We start from the raw sequence: 22,419 nt of genomic DNA on the forward strand, positions 1-22,419 counted from the left end.
CGAGGCGACGTGCGGTGGTGTCCGTGGCGGGGACTTCCAGCGGCATCGCTGTGCTAATCTGCCGCGCAGTTTTCGGTGCTGGCGATCACGGCTGAAGTCGTCTCTCATGTCTGCCGGCGCGGCTTTTTCAGAGGTCATTCATGCATATCCATATTCTCGGTATCTGCGGCACCTTTATGGGTTCGCTGGCCGTTCTCGCCAAGGAACTGGGCCATCGCGTTACCGGTTCCGACGCCAACGTCTACCCACCGATGAGCACGCAGCTCGAAGCCCAGGGCATCGAGTTGACCCAAGGGTACGAGCCGAGCCAGCTCGAACCGGCACCGGATCTGGTGGTGATCGGCAATGCGCTGTCGCGTGGCAACCCGGCGGTGGAGTACGTGCTGAACAAGGGACTACCCTATGTTTCGGGGCCCCAGTGGCTGGCCGATCACGTCCTGCAGGGCCGTTGGGTACTGGCCGCTGCCGGCACCCACGGCAAGACCACCACCAGCAGCATGCTGGCCTGGGTGCTGGAGCACGCCGGCATGAGCCCGGGCTTTCTCATCGGCGGGGTGCCGCAGAATTTCGGTATCTCGGCGCGCCTGGGCGGCACGCCGTTCTTCGTGGTCGAGGCGGATGAATATGACAGCGCCTTCTTCGACAAGCGCAGCAAGTTTGTCCATTACCGTCCGCGTACGGCGATCCTCAATAACCTCGAGTTCGACCACGCCGATATTTTTCCGGACCTAGCGGCTATCGAAAGGCAGTTCCACCATCTGGTGCGCACCGTGCCGAGCGAAGGGCTAGTCATCCATCCGCAATCCGAAGAAGCGCTCAAGCGCGTGATCGGCATGGGCTGCTGGACGCCGGTGCAGACCACCGGTGAGGGCGGCCAATGGCAGGCGAACCTGCTCAGTGCCGATGGTTCGCGCTTCGAGGTGATCTTCGACGGCGCCGTGCAAGGCGTGGTGGACTGGGAGCTGACCGGCCAGCACAACGTTAATAACGCGCTGGCCACGCTCGCCGCGGCGCGTCATGTCGGCGTGTTGCCGAAGCAGGGTGCCGAGGCGCTGAGCGAATTCCGCAGCGTCAAGCGGCGCATGGAGAAGGTTGCCGAGGTCAACGGCGTGACCATCTATGACGACTTCGCCCATCACCCGACCGCTATCGCGACCACGCTTGATGGTCTGCGCAAGCGTGTCGGCGATACGCCGATCATTGCCGTGATCGAGCCGCGTTCCAATTCCATGAAGCTCGGCGCCCACCGTGAGGGCCTGGCCGAGTCGGTAGTGCTGGCGGATCAGGCGATCTGGTACGCGCCGGCCAATCTCGGTTGGGATCTGGCGGCGACGGTCGCCGGCTCGCCGGTCGCGACCACGGTGTGTGATTCGCTGGAAGCGATCATCGCCAAGGTAAAGGCCGACGCCACGCCGGGCACACAGGTAGTGGTGATGAGCAATGGTGGCTTTGGTGGGTTGCACGGGAAATTGGCTGAGGCGCTGGCATAGGGTCTGATTGGTGGGCTGAAGCCCACCCTACGGGTATTCGGGCGGCTCCGGACCTGGTGATGCACAGAGCCGGGGTAGGGTGGGCTTCAGCCCACCAAAAAAACAACGCAATAGTGCGAGAAGAAACGAATGAGCGGCCCCGAACGCATCACCCTGGCCATGACCGGCGCCTCTGGCGCTCAATACGGCCTGCGCCTGCTGGATTGCCTGATCCAAGAAGACCGCGAGGTGCACTTCCTGATCTCCAAGGCTGCACAGCTGGTGATGGCCACCGAGACCGACGTCGTGCTGCCAGCCAAACCACAGGCGATGCAAGCGTTTCTCTCCGAATACACCGGCGCTGCGGTTGGACAGATCCGCGTGTTCGCCAAGGAAGACTGGATGGCGCCGCCGGCCTCCGGCTCCGGCGCGCCGACGGCCATGGTAGTGGTGCCGTGCTCGACCGGAACCCTTTCGGCGATTGCCACCGGCGCCTGCAACAACCTGATCGAGCGTGCCGCCGACGTTGCGCTAAAGGAGCGTCGCCAGCTGATCCTGGTGCCGCGCGAGGCGCCGTATTCGAGCATCCATCTGGAGAACATGCTCAAGCTGTCCAATCTCGGCGCGACCATCCTGCCGGCGTCGCCGGGCTTCTATCATCAACCGCAGACCATCGATGACCTGATCGACTTCGTTGTGGCGCGGATACTCAATCTGCTCAATATTCCGCAGGACATGCTGCCGCGTTGGGGCGAACACCATATCGTCAGTGACGACTGAGCTTCGCTTCGTAGGGCTGGTGAGCGCAGCAATGTTCATCAAGTGCTGCGAAGAACGAATTAAGGAGAGCGGCTGTGAAACGTTTAGCGATGCGACTCTGCTCGACGCTATTGACCGTCCTGCTGCTTTCCGGCTGCGCCACGGTGCGCACCCTCGATGCGGCCAAGCCCGGCGCACCGATCGTCTACTCCGGCACACGCCTGGACTGGTACAGCCTCAACGGCGGCTGCTGCCCGCTTGACCGTTTCGGTGCCCAGGCACCTAAGCATGCTGCACTCGATCTGCCAGCCAGCTTGCTACTCGACACACTCCTGCTGCCGTTCTCGCTTGCTGCCGTGCTCGGGTTGGGCCTGAACGTGCAGGGCGGTCTCTAGTTCTTCAGCCTGAACCATACGTCTGCCGCCCCGCATTAGCTGTTCGCTTCCGTACCGATAAGAAACGGTTATCGCTAGATCAGTGGCTGTCATTAGGCAGCACGCATGGCGGTTCTTAGAGTGGTGACATGCAGGGGCCACCTTGGCCACCACGAAGAACAAGAAAAGCGAGGGAAGACGATGAGGTCTGGCCTGATCGCGAGCCGTGAGCGGAGCATTCAAGCGTCCGCCAGTTATCATTCATATGATCTGATCCGAGACGAGTCTGTTTCGCGCGCGTCTATGCGCGCCGGTCGGTTGCGTCTGGTTAAGCTCTGCAAAGCGCGTCCCTGCCGCTCTATAGCCTTAGTTATGCAGCGTATGCCGGAGCGGATTTCCATCGTTCTCGCGGCGCCGATGACATCGTTCGGGCGAATTCGATACGAAACTGGCCGGGTAAATTTGACAGCCAATCATATGATGATAGGGTTCAGTAGAACCAATGGCAGCCGAGCGGAGGCTCGCATGTCGAACAACTATCACAGCGCAACGGTTGAATGGCTGGGTTCTTGGATCGCGTCGGGCAAGGTTCAGCCTGGTGAGGCGCTGAAGGTCGAAGCCGGCCTTTGCGAGGAACTGGGTGTCAGCCGTACCGTGATCCGCGAGGCGATCAAGACGCTGGTGGCCAAGGGCATGCTCGACGTCGGCCCGAAGGTCGGTACGCGGGTGACCCCGGTGCGCTCCTGGAATCTCTTTGACGTACAGGTCGTAGGCTGGCTAGCCGAAAACGGCCTGCCGGAAAGCTTCGTGATGGACCTGCTCGATCTGCGCCGGACCATCGAGCCGACCGCCGTGCGCTGGGCCTGCGAGCGCGCCACGCCGCAGCAGATCGCCGAAATCCAGGCTGCCTATCAGGCGCTTGCTGCTTCCCTGGGCGACAAGGACGAATACAACCGCGCCGACAAGCTGTTCCATGAAGCGGTGCTCGCGGCCAGCCACAACCAGTTCATCGAGCGCATGGTGCCGGCGCTGGGCGCCTTGCTGGCGGTGTCCTTCGAAGTGTCATCAACGGTCCCCGATGAACTTGGGCTGACCCTGCCTCTGCACAAGGAAATTGCCGACGCCATCGCCACCCGCGATGCCGCTCGCGGCGTCTGGGCGTGCATGACGCTGATCGAGCGCGCCGCCCTGACCATTTCACGTCATTACCCGGAGCTGGTCGTATTACGCGGCGAGCAGACAGCGCCATAACAATAATCGCGGAGCGCGACCATGCAATGGCTGCCCATCTCGCAACAACGTTACAGCCTGGCCGAGGGCCCTTTCTGGGATACCGAGGGTCAGACGCTCTACTGGGCCGACATCGTCGGTCGAATGGCCTGTCGGCTGAGCCCCGACGGCTACCGGCAATGGCAGCTGGCCGAGCCGGTATCGGCCTTCATTCCCTGCAATCGTGGCGATGCGCTGGTGACCCTGACCAGCGGCGTCTACCGCCTCGATCTCGCCTCCGCTGAGGCTGAACCCGTTCTCGAACGGTTCTGCGTTGCTGACGCCACGCCTGGCAACCGGGCCAACGAGGCGCGCTGCGACGCCCAGGGGCGGCTCTGGCTGGGCACCATGCAGAACAACATCGCCGAAAACGGTGGTGACCTGCCGATTACGCGGCGCTCCGGTGGGCTGTTTCGGGTCGACCCGGACGGCTCGGTGACGCAGCTGCTCAGTGATTTGGGCATCGTCAATACGTTGCTGTGGAGCGAGGCGGGCGACCGAGTCATCTGTGGCGATACGCTGGATGAATCGCTGTACGTCCACCGTGTCGCCGACGATGGGAGGCTGGTCGACCGTCACGCCTGGGCTGGCCCGCATCCCCGTGGCGCGCCTGACGGTTCGGCGATGGATGCCCAGGGCTACGTCTGGAATGCGCGCTGGGGCGGGCATTGCCTGCTGCGTTTCGCGCCCGACGGCTGCCTGGATCGCATCATCGAACTGCCCCTCAGCCATCCCACCAGCTGCGTATTCGGCGGGCCGAACCTGACCCATTTGTACGTCACCTCGGCCACGCCAGGCGAGATGGCGAACGAGCTGGACGGTGCCGTGCTGATGGCCGATGTCGGCATCTCCGGTAGGCCCTGCACACGCTTCGCGGGTTGACCCGTTAATCCGGCCGCGGCGCGGCCCTCTATTTGCTCAGGAGTTGTTTAAATGGTCTCACCGCTCACATTGCCACCGACACCCGAACCCCCACGCGGCGAACGCCTGAAGGGCAAGGTCGTGGTCGTCACCGGCGGCGCCCAGGGCATCGGCGAGGCCATCGTGGCCTGCTTCCAAGCGCAGCAGGCCAAGGTTGTCATCGGTGACATCCAGGACGAAAAGGCCGAGCGGGTCGCCGCTGGCTGGCGCGAGCGGGGCGGTGAAGTGCGTGCGCTGAAAACGGACGTCACCAAGCCTGCCGAGCTGGAAGCGCTGGTCGGCCTGGCGCTCGAGCATTACGGCCAGGTCGATGTGCTGGTCAACTGCGCCGGCGTCAACGTATTTCGCGATCCGCTGGAAATGACCGAGGAAGACTGGCGGCGCTGCTTCGCCATCGACCTTGACGGCGTCTGGTTCGGTTGCAAGGCCGCGTTGCCGCATATGGTGCAGCGCGGCGTCGGCAACATCATCAACATCGCTTCGGTGCATTCGACCAACATCATTCCCGGCTGCTTTCCCTATCCAGTCGCCAAGCACGGCCTGCTCGGGCTGACCCGCGCGCTGGGCATCGAATATGCGCCCAAGGGCATTCGCGTGAATGCCATCGCGCCGGGCTACATCGAGACGCAACTCAACGTCGATTACTGGAACGATTTCGCCGACCCGCATGCCGAGCGCCAGCGCGCCTTCGATATGCACCCGCCGCGGCGCATCGGCCAGCCGATCGAGGTGGCGATGACGGCGCTGTTTCTCGCCACCGACGAGGCGCCGTTCATCAATGCCGCCTGCATCACCATCGATGGCGGCCGTTCGGTGCTGTACCACGATTGAGTGCGACGAGGTTTCGATTCAAAAGGGCCGCACGCGGCCCTGCGGCAAGCCGCCAGCAAAGCATTCGGTGGTGACGTATCAGGGTGGTAAACCCTGACGAGTCAACAAAAGCTATTCAATAAGAACAATGGAGGTAGCTATGTTCCGGTCTTTCGGAATCCGTTCGCTTTGCTGTGCCGCGCTGACTGTCGGCGCGATGAGTTTTGCCGGTGCAACCCTGGCCCAAGAAGAGGTCAAGATCGGCTTTCTAGTCAAACAGCCCGAGGAGCCTTGGTTCCAGACTGAGTGGGCGTTCGCCGAGAAGGCCGCTAAGGAGCACGGTTTCACCCTGCTCAAGATTGCCGTGCCGGACGGCGAGAAAACCCTCTCTGCCATCGACAGCCTGGCGGCCAACGGCGCCAAGGGCTTCGTCATCTGCCCGCCGGATGTTGCGCTCGGCCCGGCGATCGTCGCCAAATCCAAGTTCAACGATCTCAAGGTCATGGCCGTCGACGATCGCTTCGTCGATGCCAAGGGCCAGTTCATGGAAGACGTGCCGTACCTCGGCATGGCTGCGTTCGAAGTCGGCCAGAAGCAGGGCGCGGCGATGGCCGAAGAAGCCAAGAAGCGTGGTTGGGACTGGAGCGAGACGTACGCGGTGATCAACACCTACAACGAGCTCGACACCGGCAAGAAACGCACCGACGGCTCGGTGGATTCACTGAAGAAGGCCGGCTTTCCCGAAGACCACATCCTCTATACCCCGCAGAAAACGCTCGATGTTCCGGGAAGCATGAACGCCACCACCTCGGCGCTGGTGAAACTGCCGCGCGGCGCGAAGAACCTGATCATCGGCGGCATGAACGACAACACGGTGCTGGGCGGTGTGCGCGCTACCGAAAGCGCCGGCTTCAGCGCCGAGAACGTGATCGGTATCGGCATCAACGGCACCGACGCGATCGGCGAGCTGAAGAAGGACAACAGCGGCTTCTACGGCTCGATGCTGCCCAGCCCGCACATCGAAGGCTACGAAACCGCGCGGATGATGTACGAGTGGGTGACCACTGGCAAAGAGCCGCCCAAGTACACCGCGATGGACGAAGTCACCCTGATCACCCGCGAGAACTTCCAGGAAGAACTGGAAAAGATCGGCCTCTGGAAATAAGCCGGTTCATTCGTGGGAGGCCTGTTGCCAGGCCGATTTCAGCATCGAACTCGCCCGGTCTTTCGGGCGAGGGTGGAGACGCTCCATGCTTCAACAAGTCAAAGCGGGCGACAGCCTGCGATTCAATGGCATCGGCAAGAACTTCCCAGGCGTGAGTGCATTGTCGGAGATCAGCTTCGTGGCTCGACCCGGCACCGTGCACGCCCTGATGGGGGAGAACGGTGCCGGCAAGTCCACGCTGCTGAAGATTCTGGGCGGCGCCTACCAGCCGAGCAGCGGCGACCTGCAGATCGGCGAGCGCAGCCTGGCATTCAAGTCAGCCGGTGAGAGCATCGCCAGCGGCGTCGCGGTGATCCATCAGGAGCTGCACCTGGTACCGGAAATGAGCGTGGCCGAAAACCTGATGCTCGGGCACATGCCGTCGCGCTTCGGGCTGGTCAACCGTCGCGCGATGCAGCGTCAGGCGCGTGAACTGCTCAAGGGGCTGGCGGATGAGATCGATCCGACCGCACGTCTGGGTAGTCTGTCACTGGGGCAACGCCAGCTGGTGGAAATCGCCAAAGCGATGTCCCGTAACGCTCATGTGATCGCTTTCGACGAGCCCACCAGCAGCCTGTCCGCGCGGGAAATCGAGCGGCTGATGGCAATCATCGGTCGGTTGCGGGACGAGGGGCGGGTGGTGCTCTACGTCTCGCACCGGATGGAAGAGATCTTCCGCATTTGCGACGCGGTCACGGTGTTCAAGGACGGCCGCTTCGTCTGCACCTTCGACGACATGAGCGAGCTGACTCACGACGCGCTGGTGACCTGCATGGTTGGCCGCGATATCCAGGACATCTACAACTACCGGCCCCGCGAGCAGCAAGGCGAGGCCCTGCGCGTCGAAGGCCTGCTTGGCCACGGTTTGCAGGAGCCGGTGAGTTTCTCAGTCAGCCGTGGCGAGGTGCTCGGCTTCTTCGGTTTGGTCGGCGCCGGGCGTACCGAACTGCTGCGTCTGCTAGCCGGACTGGCTCCGCACAAGGCGGGAACGGTGCAGCTCGATGGCCAGCCGGTGAAGTTGAAATCCGCGCGCGACGCCATCGCGTCGGGAATCCTGCTCTGCCCCGAGGACCGCAAGAAAGAAGGCATCGTGCCGCTGGGCAGCGTGGCGGAGAACATCAACATCGGCGCGCGCGGCCGCAATGCCCGCTTGGGCTGCCTGGTACAGGGCCGCTGGGAACGCGAAAACGCCGACCGGCAGATCCGTGCGCTGAACATCAAGACGCCTTCGCCCGATCAGCAGATCGTTTATCTCTCGGGCGGCAACCAGCAAAAGGTGATCCTGGGTCGCTGGCTGTCGATGCCAATGAAGGTGCTGCTGCTCGACGAGCCCACCCGTGGCATCGACATCGGCGCCAAGGCCGAGATCTACCAGATCATCCATGACCTCGCGGCGAGCGGCATCGCGGTGATCGTCGTCTCCAGCGATCTGATGGAGGTCATCGGCATCTCCGACCGCATTCTGGTCATGAGCGAGGGCGCGATCACCGGAGAGGTCGCCCGCGATCAGGCTGAAGAATCGCGCCTGCTGCAACTGGCACTCCCGCGTTCGCGCGGCTGAACAACAATGATGAGGTGCTTTATGTCTGCTCAACAAAACGCTCTGTCCGCGCCGCGGCAGGGTCTCAACATGCGCCGCTTTCTCGATGACTGGGTCATGGTGCTGGCCGCGCTCGGCATCTTCGTACTGTCGGCGATCTTCATCGATAATTTTCTATCGCCATTGAATATGCGTGGCCTCGGTCTCGCCATATCCACTGTCGGCATCGCGGCCTGCACCATGCTGTTCTGCTTGGCGTCCGGCCACTTCGACCTGTCGGTCGGCTCGGTGATCGCCTGCGCCGGCGTGGTGGCAGCGGTGGTGATGCGCGACACCGAAAGCGTGTTCCTCGGTGTCTCGGCAGCGTTGGCGATGGGCCTGGTGGTCGGGCTGATCAACGGCATCGTGATCGCTAAGCTGCGCATCAACGCACTGATTGCGACGTTGGCGACCATGCAGATTGTGCGCGGGCTGGCCTACATCTTTTCCGATGGCAAGGCCGTGGGGGTGATGCAGGAGGAATTCTTCCTGTTCGGTAACGGCGGGCTGTTCGGCGTACCGGTGCCCATCCTGATCACCATCCTCTGCTTCGTCTTCTTCGGTTGGCTGCTCAACTACACCACCTACGGCCGCAACACCATGGCCATCGGCGGCAACGAAGAGGCGGCTCGGCTGGCTGGGGTCAATGTCGACCGCACCAAGATCATCATCTTCGCCGTGCACGGATTGATCGGTGCGCTGGCCGGCGTGGTGCTGGCGTCGCGGATGACCTCGGGGCAGCCGATGATCGGCCAGGGCTTCGAGCTGACCGTGATCTCCGCCTGCGTGCTCGGTGGCGTCTCGCTCAGCGGCGGCATCGGCATGATTCGCCATGTGATCGCGGGGGTGTTGATTCTGGCCATCATCGAGAATGCGATGAACCTGAAAAACATCGACACCTTCTACCAGTACGTCATCCGCGGCACGATTCTGCTGCTGGCGGTGATCATCGATCGGCTGAAGCAGCGCTGATCCCAATCGCGCCGATGGCGGCGCGCTGGAGAATCCGTGAAGACACATCTGATCGCGCTGGACTGGGGCACCAGTTCACTGAGTGCCTATCGGCTCGGTGCGGCCGGCGAAACGTTGGAAGAGCGCAGCCTGCCGCTGGGCATCATGCAGCTCGATGGCAGCGAGGCCGGCTTTGAAAGCGCGCTGGAACAGGCCTGCGGCGATTGGCAGGCGGCCGGTCCCGAGGTCCCGATAATCGCCTGCGGCATGATCGGCAGTGCCCAGGGTTGGCGCGAAGCGACCTATGTCGAGGCGCCGCTTGGTGTCGGAGAATTGGGTTCGGCGTTGTTGCCGATCAAGCGACCGCGCGGCATGCCGCTGTGGCTGGTGCCCGGCGTGATTCAGCGCGGCACGCTGCCCAACGTGATGCGTGGCGAGGAGACCCAGGTGTTCGGTCTGCTCGACGGCGATGCCGATCACGCTGCGCCATTGCTGATTGGCTTGCCGGGCAGTCACAGCAAATGGGTCACGATGGAAGGCGGCCGGCTCCGCCATTTCCAGACCTTCATGACCGGTGAGGTTTATCAGGCGCTGCTCGGCCACACCATTCTCGGACGCACGGCGGTTGCCAATGACGCCTTCAATGCCGCCGCGTTCGAGCGCGGTCTTTGCGTGGCCAGATTGCACGAGGGGCAGGGCGGCCCGCTGGCCACCATTTTCAGCAGCCGCACGCTGGTGCTGACTGGCGAACTCAGCGGCACGGCCCAGGCCGACTATCTGTCCGGGCTGCTGATCGGCCACGAGCTGGCCGCCATGACATCAACGCTGCAGGTGCTGCCGTTGCAGCCCATCGTCCTCATCGGTAATTCGACCCTGTGCGCCCGTTACCTGTGGGCGCTGGAATATTGCGGCTTCGAGTCGCTGCGCTTCGCACCCGAGGCGACGGCCGCCGGGCTCTGGAAAATCGCCGAAGGGGCTGGTCTGGTCGCTGCCGAGGCAGCAGGAGAGCCGCATGTTCGACACCACGCTGGCCATTAACGGGCTGACCGCAACCTTAGAGACTGCCGAATGAAGATAACTCGCCTCACCACACTGGTCGTGCCGCCACGCTGGCTGTTCCTCAAGATCGAAACCGATGAAGGCGTCACCGGCTGGGGCGAGCCTGTCGTCGAAGGCCGCGCGCATAGTGTCGCCGCGGCGGTGGAAGAGCTGGCCGACTACCTCATCGGCCGCGACCCGCGCAACGTCGAAGACCTCTGGACGGTGATGTACCGCGGCGGCTTCTATCGCGGCGGGCCCATCCTCATGAGCGCCATTGCCGGCATCGATCAAGCGCTGTGGGACATCAAGGGCAAGGCATTGGGTGTCTCGGTCAGCGAGTTGCTGGGTGGTCGGGTGCGCGAGCGCATCCGCGTGTATTCCTGGATCGGCGGTGATCGCCCAGCCGACACCGCCAACGCCGCCCGCGATGCAGTGGCGCGCGGCTTCACGGCGGTGAAAATGAACGCCAGCGAGGAGCTGCAGTTCGTCGACAGCCACGCCAAGGTCGATGCGGTGCTGGCGAATATGGCCGCGGTGCGCGATGCGGTGGGCAAGAACATCGGTATTGGCGTTGATTTTCACGGCCGTGTGCACAAGCCCATGGCGAAGATTCTGATCAAGGAACTCGAGCCGTATCGGCCGATGTTCATCGAGGAGCCGGTGCTCAGCGATAACTACGAGGCGCTCAAGGAGCTGGCGCCGCTGTCCTGCGCACCGATTGCCTTAGGCGAGCGGCTGTACTCGCGCTGGGATTTCAAACGCATCCTCGCCGAGGGCTACGTCGACATCATTCAACCAGACACCTCTCACGCTGGCGGCATCACCGAGACGCGCAAGATCGCCAGCATGGCCGAGGCCTACGACGTCGCGCTGGCGTTACATTGTCCGCTGGGGCCGATCGCGCTAGCTGCCTGCTTGCAACTGGATGGCGTCTGTTACAACGCGTTCATTCAAGAGCAGAGCCTGGGTATTCATTACAACCAGGGCAACGACCTGCTCGACTACATCAGCAATCGGCAGGTGTTCGATTATGAGGATGGCTTCGTTGCGATTCCGAACGGGCCGGGCCTGGGCATTGAGGTCAACGAGGCCTATGTGCTGGAGCAGGCGCGCATCGGTCATCGCTGGCGCAACCCGATCTGGCGTCACGCCGACGGCAGCGTGGCGGAGTGGTAGGGCTGCGATTGGGCGGCCGGCGCGTTCCGCTTTAGCCCAGCGCGTCGCGCCGGAGCCGGTGGGCTGAAGCCCACCCTACGATACTCAGGAGTGGCGCACGTACCAGCGCGGGGAATGCAAAAAAAATTGTAGGGTGGGCTTTAGCCCACCAGAAAAACGGCCGCGAACTCGTAACCGTTGAGGTGGGCGGCCGGAACCAGGCAAAAGGCCCCATGTGGGGCCTTCCGCATCAGGGCTTGGGAAATTTATAGATAGTGGTCTGGGTATAGGTCTCGCCCGGGTCGAGGCGGGTACTTGGAAAGTTCGGCTGATTGGGCGAGTCCGGGTAGTGCTGCGTTTCGAGGGTAAAGGCGCTCCAGTGCGGGTACGCCTTACCACCTTTTCCGTGGATGCTGCCGTCGAGGAAGTTGCCGGTATAGAGCTGGACGCCGGGCTCGGTGGTGTACATCAGCAGCCGCCGACCGGACTCGGGATCTAGCACTTCGGCGGCCAGCTTGCTCAGGTCTCCATCGGTATCCAGCACCCAGTTGAAATCGAAGCCGCCGGCCTTGGGTTCGGCGAATTTCAGTTGTTGGTGATCATCTTTGATATGTGCGCCAAAGCTGGTCGGCCGGAGGAAATCCATCGGCGTGCCCTTGACCTCAGCCAGCTCGCCGGTGGGGATCAGCTTCTTGGTCACCGGCGTATAGCGCGACGCGTGAAGCGTGGCGACCTGATCGAGCACACTCGGGCTGCCGGCCCCGGCGAGATTGAAGTAGCTGTGGTTGGTCAGGTTGAGCGCTGTGGGTTTATCGGTGGTGGCGCTGTACTGGATGCGCAGCTCGTTGTCTTCGTTGAGGCTGTAGGTCACGTGAGTGGTCATGGTGCCGGGAAAGCCCATCTCACCGTCGGGAGATACATAGCTCAGCTCGACACCGACCCAGCCGTCTTCATCGGCGGGTTTGGCCTTCCAGACCCGCTTATCGAATCCCTGCGGCCCGCCGTGCAGTGCATTGCTGCCATCGTTCTGCGGGATCTGGTACGTCGTGCCGTCGAGTTCGAAGCGGCCATCGGCGATGCGGTTGCCGAAGCGCCCAATGGTGGCGCCGAAATAGACATTACCGTTCTTGATGTACCCGTCGACGTCATCGAAGCCGAGCACGATGTCCTCGAGCTTGCCGTTCTTGTCCGGTACCAGCAGCGATTGCAGCACGCCGCCATAGGTGATCACGACCGCCTCCACCCCCTGGCTGTTCTTCAGGGTGTATTTTTCGATGGGCGTGCCGTCCGGCATCTTGCCGAAGCTGCCGTGCTGGTTGGACAGGCCTGCGGCCTGGGCGCCGAATGTGCTGATCATAAGAGCGAGGGCAATTCCGTTGAGTAACAGTCTGTGTTGCATGGCTTCACCTGACATTGTTGTTGTTTTCTGCGTGAACGCACGTCGCCAGGGCTGTATGGATGCAGGGCGGCGCTGCGCCGGCTGAAGCCTAGACAGCCGAGCCATTCCCTCCCAATACGAATTCAGGTGTTTGTCATACGCAAAACGATATGCCTGCAGTGCTGATAGCCGGGGCGGTCAGCTGTTCTGGCGGGCTTCATGTTGTGCGAGCGCCCAGTGCACATGCTCGCGCACCAGCTCCGAGGGGTCGTCGCGACGCGCCTGGAGCGCTTCCAGCACGGGAATGCTGGACGGGGCGTTGCCCAGCCCGACCGCCAGGTTGCGCAACCAGTTCTGATAACCCGTCCGACGCAGCGGCGAGCCTTCGGTACGGCTGAGGAATTCGTCTTCGGTCCAGCGAAACAGGCTCGCTAGTTCGGCATTGTCCAGGCTATGGCGCGGCTGGAAGTCGCTCTGCTCGGTCGGCCGGGCGAAGCGATTCCAGGGGCAGACGATCTGGCAGTCATCGCAGCCGAATACGCGGTTGCCAATTTTCGACCGCAGCTCGACGGGGATCGGGCCTTTCAGCTCGATGGTGAGGTAGGAAATGCAGCGCCGCGCATCCAGCACGCGTTCACCGACGAAAGCCTCCGTCGGGCAGATGTCCAGACAGGCACGGCAACTGCCGCAATGATCCCGCGCGGTAGGCTCGTCGACCGGCAGGGCGATATCGACGAAAAGTTCGCCAAGAAAGAACCAGCTGCCAGCCTTGCGGTTGAGCACCAGGGTGTTCTTGCCGATCCAGCCGAGGCCGGCCTGCTGCGCCACGGCCTTTTCCAGTACCGGTGCGCTGTCGACGAACGCACGAAAGCCGAAGGGGCCGATCACTTGCTGAATGCGCTCGGCCAGATGTTGCAGGCGCTTGCGGATCAGCTTGTGATAGTCACGGCCCAGCGCGTAGCGGGACACATAGGCCTTTTCGGGATGCGCCAGTTGCTCGGTCATGCGTGTGTCGCCCGGCAGATAGTCCATGCGCAGCGAGATGACCCGCAGCGTGCCAGGAACCAGCTGATCCGGATGGGAACGTTTGCTGCCATGGGCAGCCATATAGTCCATCTCGCCGTGATAACCGGCTTCTAGCCAGCGCTCGAGGTGCGCTTCGTGCTCAGCCAGATCGACACCGGTAATGCCGACTTGCTGGAAGCCGAGCTCACGGCCCCATTCCTTGATGGACTGGGCGAGGGCAGCGGGGTCGGGAGCGTTGCTGGACATTGAATCGGATCTTCGAGAATTCGCGGCGTGCGGCGTCGTTTGTGCGGTGCGCCCGCGGAAGTTTCTAGTTTGCTGCCGTCGAACCTTGCGCGGTCGCCATGAGGCTGGATGCGCCGCGGGCGGCACGGCGGTCGCATGCGTATAATTCTGCCAGATATTCGCTCGGGTGATTCATGTCTCAGACCACCGATACTCTGCCTACCTCTTTATATTCCGCGGCTCAGGTGCGCGAGCTCGATACCCGTCTGATCGCTGCTGGAACGCCTGGTTTCGAGTTGATGCAGCGCGCGGCTCACGCTTCTTGGCGCGCGCTGCGCAAGCGCTGGCCTGATGAAGAGCCAATCACGGTATTGGCGGGGCGCGGCAATAATGCCGGTGACGGCTACCTGATAGCGGCGTTGGCGCAGCGTGCCGGTCGTCGGGTCGAGGTGTTTGCGATCGGTGACCCGCAGCAATTACAGGGCGACGCTGCGCAAGCCTTCGCTGAGGCGCAGAGCGCCGGAGTGGCCATTCGGCAATGGACGCAGGAAGCAAGGTTGCGGGGCGTATTGGTCGATGCGCTGCTGGGCACGGGTATCTCTGGCGATGTCCGAGAGCCTTATGCGGCTGCGATCCACTCGATCAATGAAAGTACCCTGCCGGTATTGGCGGTCGATTTGCCGTCTGGCCTGTGCGCCGATACCGGCCGCGTGCTCGGACAAGCGGTGCGCGCCGACCTGACGGTGTCTTTCATCGGTCTCAAGGTCGGTCTATTTACGGGTGAGGGGCCGGATCGGGTGGGTGCTTTGGTTTTCGACGATCTGCAAGCCGATGCGGTGGTAGTCGAGCAGATCGAGCCTTCGGCAGTGCGCTTGTCCAAAGCGAATCTGCCGGTGCTCGCGCCCCGCTCTCCGACTGCTCATAAAGGCAGCTTTGGTCAGGTACTGGTGATCGGTGGAGACCTCGGTACGGGCGGCGCCGCACTGCTGTCTGCCGAAGCTGCGTTGCGCTGCGGGGCTGGCATGGTGACCCTGGCGACACGCCCCGAGCACGTCACCGCCGCGCTGGTGCGGCGCCCGGAAATCATGTGCAGCGGTGTCGAATCCACATATGCGCTGACAGCGCTGACCCAGCGCGCCGATGTGCTGGTAATCGGACCTGGCCTGGGGCAGGCCCCGTGGGGGCGCAGTTTGCTGTCGTTGGCCCCTCAGTGTCGCGTACCTCAGGTGTGGGACGCCGATGCGCTGAATTTACTGGCAGCCGGTGCGGTCGAGCTGCCGAGCGATTGCCTGTTGACGCCACATCCCGGCGAGGCCGCGCGACTGCTGGATATTTCGGTAGCCGAGGTCCAGGCCGATCGACCCGCCGCTGCGCGCGCCCTGGCTGTTCGTTTCGATTGTGCCGTGCTGCTCAAGGGCGCCGGAACCCTGATCGCCGACCGCGATGGCCGACTGGCGCTATGTGATCGCGGACACCCGGCGATGGCCAGCGCTGGCCTCGGCGATGTGCTGGCTGGTGTCGGTGGCGCATTGCTTGCGCAGGGACTGGCGCCGTTCGAAGCGGCTTGTCTCTCCGTCTGGTTGCATGCTGCGGCGGGCGAACGTCTGGGTGTGCAAGGTCGAGGACTTGCTGCAGCCGATCTGATCCCAGCTGTCCGCCAATTGCTCGAGGAACAATCGCCATGTCGGAAGTGACGCTGTTTGCAGCAGATGAAGAGGCGATGCTGGCGCTCGGTGCGCGCATCGCTGAGGCGACCGCTGGTCGGGGCGTGATCTACCTGCACGGTGATCTAGGGGCGGGCAAAACCACATTATCGCGCGGGCTGATCCGCGGTTTCGGCCACGAGGGCAAGGTCAAGAGTCCGACTTTTACCCTGGTCGAGCCATACGAGACGCCGCACGCGCGCGTCTTTCATTTCGATCTGTACCGGCTCGTCGATCCGGAAGAACTGGAATTTCTAGGCATTCGCGACTATTTCGAAGGAGACGCCCTGTGCCTGGTAGAGTGGCCGGAACGTGGCGCCGGTATTTTGCCAAAGGCCGACCTGGACATTACCATTACGCCGCACGGGGCCGGTCGTACGCTGCGTTTGACGCCACGGGGCAAGCGCGGTGAAGGCTGGTGTTCCGCCCTGACCATTAGTAATCAATGAAAAACATGGGGTTGGGTATGCGCATGCGCGCGCTGGTAAGTGGTTTGGCATTAATGCTCGCGGCCGTACAGGTCCTGGCTGCTTCCGACGTGCAAAGCGTGCGTCTGTGGCGAGCGCCGGATAATACGCGGCTGGTATTCGATCTCTCCGGCCCGGTACAGCACAAGGTTTTCACCTTGACGTCACCGGATCGCATCGTCATCGATGTAGATGGCGGCAACCTGCCGAAGCCGTTCGAACAATTACCGCTAAAGAACACGCCCATTTCTGGCCTGCGGGCGGCGAAGTTCGACGCCGATACGCTGCGCGTGGTCATTGATCTTTCCGCGCAGGTCACCCCCAAAAGCTTCACGCTGACGCCCAACCAGCAATATGGGCACCGCCTCGTGGTCGATTTGTACGATGACGAAGCCGATGCTTCGGCGGCCACCGCCAATGTTCCAGCCACGACTACTCCGAGCACCCCCGCTACGCCAGTTTCGCCGACCCTCCCTTCGTTGAAGCTGCCGCCGTTGCCAACGAGCAAGCGTGACATCGTCATCGCCATCGATGCTGGCCATGGTGGCGAAGACCCTGGTGCGATCGGGCCGGGCAAGGTCTATGAGAAGGGTGTGGTGTTGCAGATAGCCAAGGAACTGCAGCGACAGATCAATACTGAAAAAGGCTTCCGCGCCGAGCTGGTGCGCACCGGTGATTACTTCATCCCTCTGCGTAAGCGTACCGAGATCGCGCGGAAGAAAGGCGCCGACCTTTTCGTTTCGATACACGCCGACGCCGCGCCGCGCTCGGCCGCCTATGGGGCGTCCGTGTTCGCGCTGTCGGACCGTGGCGCTACATCGGAAACCGCACGTTGGCTGGCCGACAGCGAGAACCGTTCGGACTTGATCGGCGGCGCGGGCAACGTCAGCCTCGACGACAAGGACCAGATGCTCGCTGGCGTGTTGTTGGATTTGTCGATGACCGCATCGCTGTCCTCCAGCCTCAACGTTGGGCAGAAGGTGCTGAGTAATATGGGCCGCATTACGCCGCTGCACAAACGCAGGGTGGAGCAGGCGGGGTTCATGGTGTTGAAATCGCCGGATATTCCATCGATTCTCGTGGAAACTGGTTTCATCTCTAATCCGTCCGAGGCGCGCAAGCTGCAGACCGCTTCTCATCAGCAGTCGCTGGCGCGCTCGATTCACAGCGGCGTGCGGCAGTTCTTCCATGAAAATCCGCCGCCAGGCACTTATGTAGCCTGGATGCGTGACTCCGGAAAAATCGCTAGTGGCCCGCGCGAGCATGTGGTGCGTTCCGGCGAAAGCCTGGCGTTACTTGCAGAGCGCTATCAGATCAGTCTGCCGGCGTTGCGCAACGCCAATAGCCTGAAGAGCGACCTGATCAAGGTCGGCCAGACGCTGAATATTCCTGCGACCACATTGGCGTCGCAGCCATGACCGAAGCTGCCCGCATCCAGCTGCTGAGCCCGCGGCTGGCGAATCAGATTGCGGCCGGGGAAGTAGTCGAGCGGCCTGCTTCGGTGATCAAGGAACTGCTGGAAAACAGCCTGGATTCGGGCGCCACGCGAATTGAGATAGATGTCGAGCAGGGTGGCGTGAAACTGCTGCGCGTGCGTGACGATGGTTGCGGTATTCCGGCAGATGATTTGCCGCTTGCCTTGGCTCGGCACGCCACCAGCAAAATCCGTGATCTGGAAGATCTTGAGCGTGTGATGAGCCTGGGCTTCCGCGGCGAGGCCCTGGCGTCGATCAGTTCGGTATCGCGCCTGACGTTGACCTCGCGCACCGCCGATGCCGCCGAGGCCTGGCAGGTGGAAACCGAGGGTCGCGATATGGAGGCGCGTGTTCAACCGGCGGCACACCCGGTCGGCAGTTCGGTCGAGGTTCGCGATCTGTTCTTCAACACGCCGGCGCGCCGTAAATTTTTGCGTACCGAGAAGACGGAATTCGATCATCTGCAGGAAGTTATCAAGCGTCTGGCTCTGGCGCGTTTCGATGTGGCTTTTCATCTGCGTCACAACGGCAAGGTTGTGTTGGCGCTGCATCAGGCCTGTGATGCCGCCTCCCGGGCGCGGCGCGTAGCTTCGGTGTGCGGGCCTGCCTTTCTCGAGCAGGCGCTGCCGGTCGAGATAGAGCGCAACGGCCTGCATCTCTGGGGCTGGGTTGGTTTGCCGACATTTTCCCGCAGTCAGGCAGATCTACAGTATTTCTACGTGAACGGGCGGATGGTGCGCGACAAGCTGGTCGCCCATGCGGTGCGCCAGGCTTACCGCGACGTGTTGTTCAACGGTCGCCATCCGACCTTCGTGTTATTCCTCGATGTGGATCCATCGGTGGTCGACGTCAATGTCCATCCGACCAAGCACGAAGTGCGCTTCCGCGATAACCGGATGGTGCATGACTTCCTCTACGGAACCCTGCATCGAGCGCTGGGCGATGTGCGCCCGGAAGATCAACTGGCTGCGCCGGCCAGTGTGACGCCGATGACCCAGGTCACTGGTCTTGCCGCGGGTGAGTTTGCTGGGCAGAACGAAATGAGCCTCGCTGCTAGTGCGCTGGAACAGCCGCAGGCGCCGCAACCTGCCTGGCGCGGTGCCGGGGCTGGCTACCAGGCGCCTCGATCAATGCCGGCCGGCAATATTGCGGAAGCGCAGGGCGCCTATCGCGAGTTCTTTTCGCCGCTGGCCGAAGCGAGTCCGAGTCCTGTGGTCTTGCCGGAGAGCCAGGATGACGTCCCCCCGCTGGGCTACGCATTGGCCCAGCTTAAAGGTATCTACATCCTCGCCGAAAATGCTCAGGGGTTGGTGCTTGTAGACATGCATGCCGCCCATGAGCGGATCATGTATGAGCGGCTGAAAACGGCGATGGCCAGCGAAGGGCTACGAGGCCAGCCGTTGCTGGTACCCGAATCGATCGCCGTTAGCCAGCGCGAGGCGGACTGCGCTGAAGAACATGACCACTGGTTTCAGATGCTCGGGTTCGAGCTGCAGCGGCTTGGCCCGGAGAGTCTGGCTATTCGCCAGACTCCGTCGTTGCTCAAGCAGGCCGAGGCAACCCGGTTGGTGCAGGATGTGCTTGCCGATCTGCTGGAATATGGCACTAGCGACCGAATCCAGGCGCACCTCAACGAACTACTGGGCACGATGGCCTGCCACGGTGCGGTTCGCGCCAATCGACGTCTGACCTTGCCGGAGATGAATGGTCTGTTGCGCGATATGGAACAGACTGAGCGCAGCGGCCAATGCAATCACGGTCGCCCGACCTGGACTCAGATGGGGATGGGTGAGCTGGATAAGTTATTTTTGCGTGGTAGATAGGGGGCATGCTTGAAACTGAAAAGCCCAAGCTTGAAGTAATGCTTGGCAGGCTTTTTCGGCTGCCGGCCCCCTCAGACTGATTCGCTTCCACGCTTCCAGCTTTTTTATGATGGATCCCAGCATGCCCCCGTTTCCCCCCGCCATCTTTCTCATGGGCCCTACCGCGGCTGGCAAGACTGACTTGGCAGTTGCGCTTGCTCGAGTGTTGCCGTGCGATTTGATCAGTGTCGATTCAGCATTGGTGTACCGGGGAATGGACATCGGTACCGCCAAACCGTCAGCCGAGCTGCTCCAGGAGTTTCCCCATCGGCTGATCGATATCCGTGACCCGGCGCAAAGTTACTCGGCTGCGGAATTCGTCAGCGACGCTCTGGCGGCGATGGCGGAAAGTACTGCCGCGGGGCGGATTCCGCTACTGGTCGGTGGCACCATGCTTTACTTCAAGGCCCTTAGCGAAGGTTTGGCCGATATGCCCGCGGCCAATGCCGTAGTGCGCGCTGAGCTGGAAGCGCAGGCGCAGGCAGAAGGGCTAGCAGCGCTCCATCGGCAGCTTACCGAGGTCGATCCGGAGTCGGCCGCGCGTATTCATCCCAACGATCCTCAACGCCTTATCAGAGCGCTGGAGGTCTACCGGGTCAGCGGTGTCAGCATGACTGAGCACCGTGTCCGACAAAGGTTGCAAAAAGCCGGAGCAGGCACGCCAGAGGCCGGCGTCTTACCTTATACTGTCGCGCAGCTGTCCATTGCTCCCGCGCAGCGACAGGTCCTGCATCAGCGTATCGAGCAGCGCTTCGTAGAGATGGTTGAACAGGGATTTGTCGAAGAGGTCGAAGCACTTCGTAGACGTAGCGATTTGAATCCTGAACTTCCCTCCATGCGCGCCGTAGGTTATCGCCAGGTCTGGAGTTATCTGGATGGCGCCTACTCAAGGACTGAGATGGTTCAGCGTGGCGTTATCGCGACCCGACAACTGGCCAAGCGTCAATTGACCTGGTTGCGCGGATGGGAAGGGGTTCACTGGCTGGAAAGCTCGGCCTGCGACAATCTGCCGCGAGCATTGAAATACTTGAAGACGCTCACCATATTGAGCTGACACTGCAATTTGACCGGCTATTCTCAGATAGACCAGCCGTGTTTGATTTTACTAATGAAAATGATCCTCTAAGGAGTGCGGCACATGTCAAAAGGGCATTCGCTACAAGACCCTTACCTGAACACTTTGCGTAAGGAACGCGTTCCGGTTTCCATTTACCTGGTCAATGGTATCAAGCTCCAAGGGCAAATCGAGTCATTCGATCAATTCGTCATTCTTCTGAAGAACACCGTTAGCCAGATGGTTTACAAGCACGCCATCTCGACGGTTGTCCCCGGGCGCCCGGTGCGTTTGCCTGCGACCGGCGATGCGGAGCAGTCCGAGTCGGGTAACGACTAAAAGGGGGGCCGTCATTGTTCTTCGAACGTCCCGGTGGTGGTGAGCGGGCTGTCCTGGTTCACTTGGATGGTCAGGATCCAGCGGCGCGTGAAGACCCTCAAGAGTTTCAGGAACTGGCACGGTCTGCTGGCGCTGAAACCGTTGGCTTCGTCAATGTAGCCAGGCATCAGCCTTCCGCCAAGTTCCTGATTGGCAGCGGCAAGGTTGAGGAACTGCACGATCTCGTCAAGGATGGCGAGATCGAATTGGTCATTTTCAATCACACGCTGACCCCCAGTCAGGAGCGCAACCTCGAACGTGCTCTCGAATGCCGCGTGCTCGATCGGACCGGCCTAATTCTGGATATCTTCGCCCAGCGAGCACGTACCCATGAAGGCAAGCTACAGGTCGAACTGGCACAGCTCGAGCACATGAGTACGCGCCTGGTTCGCGGCTGGACACACCTTGAGCGGCAGAAAGGCGGTATCGGTCTGCGTGGTCCGGGTGAGACGCAGCTTGAAACGGACCGACGCCTTCTGCGTGTACGCATTCGTCAGATCAAACAGCGTCTGGAAAAGGTCCGCGGCCAGCGCGAGCAGGCGCGTCGTGGCCGGCGGCGTGCCGATATTCCGTTGATTTCCTTGGTGGGGTACACCAACGCCGGTAAGTCGACGCTGTTCAATGCCCTGACCGAATCCGATGTCTACGCCGCCAACCAGCTGTTCGCAACGCTCGATCCAACCTTGCGCCGCCTCGAACTGGTCGATCTTGGTCCGGTGGTGCTTGCCGATACGGTAGGTTTTATTCGGCATTTGCCGCATAAGTTGGTCGAATCCTTCCGGGCTACGCTCGAAGAGTCGAGTAATGCCGACTTGTTGCTGCATGTTATCGATGCGCATGAGCCTGAGCGTGATCAGCAGATCGAGCAGGTATTGGCGGTGCTGGCAGAGATTGGTGCAAATGAGCTGCCGATCCTTGAGATCTATAACAAGGTGGATCTACTCGAAGGTATCGAGCCGCAGATTCAGCGTAACGCCGATGGCGTTCCGCAGCGGGTATGGGTTTCGGCGCAGCAGGGGTTGGGTCTCGATCTGCTGAAGCAAGCCGTGGCCGAACTGCTTGGAAATGATCTGTTCGTGGGGACGATTCGACTCCCGCAGCGTCTTGGGCGTATGCGGGCGCAGCTATTCGAGCTAGGGGCGGTGCAGTCCGAATCCCATGATGAAGAGGGCGGTAGCTTGCTCGATGTAAGGCTGCAGCGTGTCGAGCTGCACCGGTTGATTAGCCGCGAAGGCCTCGATTCGGAGCAGTTCTTCGACCAACATACTTTGCAATAAAGCTTGGAAGGCATTTAAGCCGTTTGTTTCGGGCTTTCGGTA

Annotated in this window: 20 protein-coding genes; 18 read left to right on the top strand and 2 right to left on the bottom strand. The window is 61.8% G+C overall.

Translation table 11 applies throughout. The features are described 5' to 3' along the window. Window positions 1–140: 140 nt before the first annotated feature. From mpl to dgoD, 11 genes are all read left to right on the top strand, one after another. The gene (gene mpl, locus D7241_RS14535; RefSeq protein ID WP_408102101.1) at window positions 141–1,490 is read left to right on the top strand and encodes a UDP-N-acetylmuramate:L-alanyl-gamma-D-glutamyl-meso-diaminopimelate ligase; all 1,350 of its coding nucleotides are present in this window, start codon (window positions 141–143) and stop codon (window positions 1,488–1,490) included. 129 nt (window positions 1,491–1,619) lie between these two features. Further along, window positions 1,620–2,249, top strand: a complete 630-nt coding sequence (gene ubiX / locus D7241_RS14540) for a flavin prenyltransferase UbiX (protein WP_408102102.1) — start codon at window positions 1,620–1,622, stop codon at window positions 2,247–2,249. A gap of 89 nt (window positions 2,250–2,338) precedes the next feature. Next, window positions 2,339–2,623 (top strand): YceK/YidQ family lipoprotein, encoded by a 285-nt coding sequence (locus tag D7241_RS14545; protein ID WP_255978149.1) that lies wholly within the window; start codon window positions 2,339–2,341, stop codon window positions 2,621–2,623. 504 nt (window positions 2,624–3,127) lie between these two features. Beyond that, on the top strand, window positions 3,128–3,853 hold the full coding sequence (locus tag D7241_RS14550; protein WP_408102103.1) for a FadR/GntR family transcriptional regulator: 726 nt from the start codon (window positions 3,128–3,130) through the stop codon (window positions 3,851–3,853). A gap of 21 nt (window positions 3,854–3,874) precedes the next feature. Beyond that, entirely contained in the window at window positions 3,875–4,753 is an 879-nt protein-coding gene (locus D7241_RS14555) for an SMP-30/gluconolactonase/LRE family protein (protein ID WP_408102104.1), read from the top strand. A gap of 51 nt (window positions 4,754–4,804) precedes the next feature. After that, window positions 4,805–5,623: an SDR family oxidoreductase gene (locus D7241_RS14560; protein ID WP_408102105.1), complete on the top strand. Its 819-nt coding sequence runs from the start codon at window positions 4,805–4,807 to the stop codon at window positions 5,621–5,623. A 139-nt stretch (window positions 5,624–5,762) separates the two neighbouring features. Next, a complete protein-coding gene (locus D7241_RS14565; protein ID WP_408102106.1) occupies window positions 5,763–6,767 on the top strand; it encodes a substrate-binding domain-containing protein in 1,005 nt (334 codons plus the stop codon). An 85-nt stretch (window positions 6,768–6,852) separates the two neighbouring features. Then, on the top strand, window positions 6,853–8,367 hold the full coding sequence (gene araG, locus D7241_RS14570; RefSeq protein ID WP_408102107.1) for an L-arabinose ABC transporter ATP-binding protein AraG: 1,515 nt from the start codon (window positions 6,853–6,855) through the stop codon (window positions 8,365–8,367). Between the two features lie 21 nt (window positions 8,368–8,388). Continuing rightward, a complete protein-coding gene (gene araH, locus D7241_RS14575) occupies window positions 8,389–9,357 on the top strand; it encodes an L-arabinose ABC transporter permease AraH (protein WP_408102108.1) in 969 nt (322 codons plus the stop codon). 36 nt (window positions 9,358–9,393) lie between these two features. Then, a complete protein-coding gene (locus D7241_RS14580; RefSeq protein WP_408102109.1) occupies window positions 9,394–10,374 on the top strand; it encodes a 2-dehydro-3-deoxygalactonokinase in 981 nt (326 codons plus the stop codon). A gap of 30 nt (window positions 10,375–10,404) precedes the next feature. Beyond that, entirely contained in the window at window positions 10,405–11,553 is a 1,149-nt protein-coding gene (gene dgoD, locus D7241_RS14585) for a galactonate dehydratase (RefSeq protein WP_408102110.1), read from the top strand. A 229-nt stretch (window positions 11,554–11,782) separates the two neighbouring features. Here the strand turns inward: dgoD and D7241_RS14590 are convergent, their stop codons facing one another. Together D7241_RS14590 and queG are read right to left on the bottom strand one after the other, a co-directional pair. Then, the gene (locus D7241_RS14590) at window positions 11,783–12,931 is read right to left on the bottom strand and encodes an aldose epimerase family protein (RefSeq protein ID WP_408102111.1); all 1,149 of its coding nucleotides are present in this window, start codon (window positions 12,929–12,931) and stop codon (window positions 11,783–11,785) included. A gap of 177 nt (window positions 12,932–13,108) precedes the next feature. After that, on the bottom strand, window positions 13,109–14,182 hold the full coding sequence (queG, locus tag D7241_RS14595; RefSeq protein ID WP_408102112.1) for a tRNA epoxyqueuosine(34) reductase QueG: 1,074 nt from the start codon (window positions 14,180–14,182) through the stop codon (window positions 13,109–13,111). A 173-nt stretch (window positions 14,183–14,355) separates the two neighbouring features. Here queG and D7241_RS14600 point away from each other — a divergent pair, with 173 nt between their 5' ends. The 7 genes from D7241_RS14600 (at window position 14,356) to hflX (ending at window position 22,377) form a co-directional block, all read left to right on the top strand. Beyond that, window positions 14,356–15,855 carry an NAD(P)H-hydrate dehydratase gene (locus D7241_RS14600; protein ID WP_408102113.1) on the top strand — a complete coding sequence of 500 codons (1,500 nt, stop codon included), beginning with the start codon at window positions 14,356–14,358 and terminating at the stop codon, window positions 15,853–15,855. Further along, complete coding sequence (tsaE, locus tag D7241_RS14605; protein WP_408102114.1) at window positions 15,843–16,313, top strand: tRNA (adenosine(37)-N6)-threonylcarbamoyltransferase complex ATPase subunit type 1 TsaE; 471 nt, start codon at window positions 15,843–15,845, stop codon at window positions 16,311–16,313. The genes D7241_RS14600 and tsaE overlap by 13 nt, the downstream gene beginning before the upstream one ends. Window positions 16,314–16,318: 5 nt before the next feature. Next, window positions 16,319–17,749, top strand: coding sequence for an N-acetylmuramoyl-L-alanine amidase (locus tag D7241_RS14610; protein ID WP_408102115.1), 1,431 nt, complete (start codon window positions 16,319–16,321; stop codon window positions 17,747–17,749). Beyond that, window positions 17,746–19,629 (top strand): DNA mismatch repair endonuclease MutL, encoded by a 1,884-nt coding sequence (gene mutL, locus D7241_RS14615; RefSeq protein WP_408102116.1) that lies wholly within the window; start codon window positions 17,746–17,748, stop codon window positions 19,627–19,629. Before D7241_RS14610 ends, mutL begins: the two co-directional genes overlap by 4 nt. Window positions 19,630–19,750: 121 nt before the next feature. After that, window positions 19,751–20,722 carry a tRNA (adenosine(37)-N6)-dimethylallyltransferase MiaA gene (gene miaA, locus D7241_RS14620; protein WP_408102117.1) on the top strand — a complete coding sequence of 324 codons (972 nt, stop codon included), beginning with the start codon at window positions 19,751–19,753 and terminating at the stop codon, window positions 20,720–20,722. An 84-nt stretch (window positions 20,723–20,806) separates the two neighbouring features. Then, complete coding sequence (hfq, locus tag D7241_RS14625) at window positions 20,807–21,061, top strand: RNA chaperone Hfq (protein WP_168425119.1); 255 nt, start codon at window positions 20,807–20,809, stop codon at window positions 21,059–21,061. A 14-nt stretch (window positions 21,062–21,075) separates the two neighbouring features. Continuing rightward, window positions 21,076–22,377 (top strand): ribosome rescue GTPase HflX, encoded by a 1,302-nt coding sequence (gene hflX / locus D7241_RS14630; RefSeq protein ID WP_408102118.1) that lies wholly within the window; start codon window positions 21,076–21,078, stop codon window positions 22,375–22,377. Window positions 22,378–22,419 lie beyond the last annotated feature (42 nt).

Origin of the sequence: Stutzerimonas sp. VN223-3, from assembly GCF_045999685.1 — a bacterium.
In the GTDB taxonomy this organism is placed as follows: domain Bacteria; phylum Pseudomonadota; class Gammaproteobacteria; order Pseudomonadales; family Pseudomonadaceae; genus Stutzerimonas; species Stutzerimonas stutzeri_AR.